Source organism: Nonomuraea zeae (assembly GCF_005889725.1).
Lineage (GTDB): Bacteria > Actinomycetota > Actinomycetes > Streptosporangiales > Streptosporangiaceae > Nonomuraea > Nonomuraea zeae.
Window position 1 is genome coordinate 1 of the sequence record NZ_VCKX01000563.1, and the last position, 3154, is coordinate 3154.

Annotated in this window: 5 protein-coding genes; 1 reads left to right on the forward strand and 4 read right to left on the reverse strand. The window is 72.3% G+C overall.

The window, feature by feature from the left end; genetic code table 11:
* The 4 genes from ETD85_RS61135 to ETD85_RS61150 all read right to left on the reverse strand — a co-directional run.
* Positions 1-632: SRPBCC family protein (locus tag ETD85_RS61135; protein WP_240780159.1), on the reverse strand; the 632-nt coding region annotated here is incomplete at its 3' end.
* A 31-nt stretch (positions 633-663) separates the two neighbouring features.
* Positions 664-1041 carry a hypothetical protein gene (locus ETD85_RS61140; protein ID WP_138698913.1) on the reverse strand — a complete coding sequence of 126 codons (378 nt, stop codon included), beginning with the start codon at positions 1039-1041 and terminating at the stop codon, positions 664-666.
* Positions 1038-1400, reverse strand: coding sequence for a hypothetical protein (locus tag ETD85_RS61145; protein ID WP_138698914.1), 363 nt, complete (start codon positions 1398-1400; stop codon positions 1038-1040). The genes ETD85_RS61140 and ETD85_RS61145 overlap by 4 nt, the downstream gene beginning before the upstream one ends.
* Positions 1401-1411: 11 nt before the next feature.
* Positions 1412-2101, reverse strand: a complete 690-nt coding sequence (locus ETD85_RS61150) for a TetR/AcrR family transcriptional regulator C-terminal domain-containing protein (protein WP_138698915.1) — start codon at positions 2099-2101, stop codon at positions 1412-1414.
* A gap of 44 nt (positions 2102-2145) precedes the next feature.
* Here ETD85_RS61150 and ETD85_RS61155 point away from each other — a divergent pair.
* On the forward strand, positions 2146-3154 hold a 1009-nt coding region (locus tag ETD85_RS61155; RefSeq protein WP_138698916.1), incomplete at its 3' end, for a DHA2 family efflux MFS transporter permease subunit.

Below are 3154 nucleotides of genomic sequence, written 5' to 3' on the forward strand. Positions count from 1 at the left end.
GGCATGTGGCGGGGAGCCTGCGGCACCGGGCCGGGAGCGGGGAGCGTTCCACCGGGTCGCTCGCCGGGCCTGCCATCGGGCCCGTCGCCGAGCGTCTCGCCGGGCAGCCCGCCGGGGCCGCCGACCGTGCCGGGCGGAACGGGCCGGTCGCTGTCGCCGTAGGTGGAGCCGCTCTGGTGCGGCCCCGGCACGTCACCGCGCCACGCGCCGGTCTCGCCGCCGCGCGCCTCGATGAACGCCTTGAACCGCTTGACGTCGTTGACGACGCGCAGGCGGATGAGCTGCAGCCAGTCGCCCGCGGTCTCGACGAACCCCTCGGGGTCGTACTCCATCTGGAGCGTGACCCTGGTGGTGTTGCCGTCGATGTGGTGGAAGGTCACCACGCCGGCCTGATGCGGCTTGTCGAGCGAGCGCCACGCGATGCGCTCGTCCGGGTGCTGCTCGGTGATCTCGGCCTCGAACTCGCGCTTGATCCCGGCGATCTCCGTCACCCAGGCCGTACGGGTGTCGGTGATCTGCTTGACCGTATCCACGCCCTCCATGAACTCGGGGAAGCTCTCGAACTGCGTCCATTGGTTGTAGGCCACCGTGACGGGGACCCTGACGTCTTCTGAGTGCTCGATCGTGCTCATGGCGTGTGACACTGCCCGCTCAGGCCGGACGTTAACGCCTGCGCCACAGCCAGTAGAGGCCCACCAGCGGCAACACCAGCGGAATGAACAGGTAGCCCCTGCCGTACGCCGACCAGACCGTCTCGTCGGGGAAGGCGGCCGGATCGACGAGGCTCAGGGTGCCGATGATCAGTACGCCCGCCAGCTCGATGCCGAGCGCGGCCAGCGCGAGGCGGCGCGCGCCGCGCAGGAGCGCCACGGTGAGCACGATGTAGACGATCGCCGCGAAGGCCGACAGCGAGTAGGCCAGCGGCGCCTCGCCGAACCGGCCGGCGATCTGCACGGCCGCCCGCGCCCCCGCGGCCAGCGAGAAGAGCCCGTAGACGGCGACCAGGGCGCGGCCGGGGCCGGTGCCGATCGAGGTGGTCACGCGGCACCGGACCAGATCTGCCCCAGCCGGGCCGTCATCACCGCGATCGCGAACCCGGCCACGACCAGGATCGCCGACCCCCACCTGCTGCGCTCGGCCAGCGCGAGGAAGACCCCGGCGGGCGGGATCAGCACCTGGCCGCCGACGTAGCCGAACAGCGTGACCTTGTCGGCGGGCCCGCCGCCGCCGGTGACCGCCGCGATCACGAAGCCGGCCTGCACCAGCACGGCGACCTCCAGCACGGCGAAGCCGACCAGCAGGACCATGCCCATCGGCCGGTCGCGGAAGGCGTTGACCAGGCTCGCCACCATGAGCAGCAGGGAGCCCGCGATGACGATCGTGGAGACGGTGGTGTTCATCGCGACAAAGGTTATCGCCCGGGCAGGTCGCCCTCGATTCCGTCCAGCACCCAGCCGAGCCCGCGCTCGAAGTTGTCGTCCGCGCCCCGCACGCCCTGCTCGATCATCGGCGCGAGCCTGGGGAACTCGCCGCTCTCGACCAGCTCCCTGATGTACGGCTCCGCGACCGCCGCCCGCTCGGCGTCGTTGATCCCCTGCTCCCTGGGCTCGCCGCGCTCCAGCGCCTCCCTGACCACGAACCCGGTCATGTAGTCGTTGAACGCGGCCAGATACCGCCAGGCCGTCAGCCGGTCGATCCCGAGCCCGTCGAACGCGGCCAGCTTCTGCTCCACGTGCCGCAGGGCGTTGGGCCCCACGGGCACCCGCTGCGAGACCAGCTCCACCCGCCAGGGGTGGCGGCGCACCAGCTCGCGCTCGCGCCCGGCGATCAGCCGCAGCGCCTCCCGCCAGTCGCCGGGGAGCGGCCCGTCAATGAGCACCTCCGTGGAGATCTCGTCGAGCATCAGCGCCAGCAGGTCTTCCTTGCGATCGATGTAGGAGTAGAGCGTCATCGCCCGCGCGTCCAGCTCGGCGGCCACGCGCCTGATCGAGACCGCGGCCAGCCCTTCGGCGTCGGCGATCGCGATGGCGGCGGCCACGATCGCCTCCCTGGTCAGGGCGGGGCGGCGCGGCGGCGTGGGACGCGACCAGACAGAGCTCACGGTGCCGATTTTAGACACTGTACGAAACTGATACGCTGTACGACATGCGATACGGCGTACGAACTCCCCTCTGGACGACGGCCCTGGTCGTCCTGCTGGGCGTCGTCATGACGATGCTCGACACCACGATCGTCAACGTCGCACTCGGCGCCCTCGCCCGCGACTTCCACGCGACCCCGGCCACCATGCAGTGGGTGGTCACCGGCTACCTGCTGGCCCTCTCGATGACGGTGCCGGTCACCGGCTGGGCGGCGGGCAGGTTCGGCGGCCGGAGCGTCTGGCTCGTCTCGCTCGCGCTGTTCGTCGCAGGTTCGGCGCTCAGCGCCGCCGCCTGGTCGGTCGGCAGCCTGATCGTCTTCCGCGCGGTGCAGGGCCTGGGCGGGGGGCTGCTCCTGCCCGTCGGCCAGATGATGCTGGCGCAGGCGGCGGGCAAGGAGCGGATGGGCCGCGCGATGGCCATGATCTCAGTGCCCGCGATGCTGGCGCCCGTGCTCGGGCCGCCGCTCGGCGGGCTGATCGTGGAGGGACCCGGCTGGCGGTGGCTGTTCCTGATCAACGTGCCGGTCTGCGCGGTGGCCCTGGTGGCGGCGTTCCTGCTGCTGCCGCGCGCGCCCGGCGCGAGCCCGCAGAGCCTCGACGTGCCCGGCCTGGCGCTGCTGTCCCCCGGCCTGGCCGGGGTGGTCTACGGCCTGTCGGAGGTGGGCAACGGGGCCTCGCTCCTGCATCCCGCGTTGTGGATCGGCGTGGCTTTGGTCGCCGCGTTCGCCGTGCGGGCGCTGCGGGCCTCGGGGACGCTGCTGGACCTGCGGCTGTTCGGCGACCGGACGTTCGCGTCGGCGGTGACCGCGCTCGCGTGCTACTCGGCGGGGATGTTCGGCTTCACCGTGCTCGTCCCGCTCTACAGCCAGCTCGCGCAGGGCGGCAGCGCCCTGGACGCGGGTCTGCTGCTGGCGCCGATGGGCGTCGGGGCCGCGATCACCATGCCGGTCGCGGGCAAGCTCACCGACAGCAGGGGGCCGCGCGGCGTGGGGGCGGCGGGCGTGGTCGTGGCGG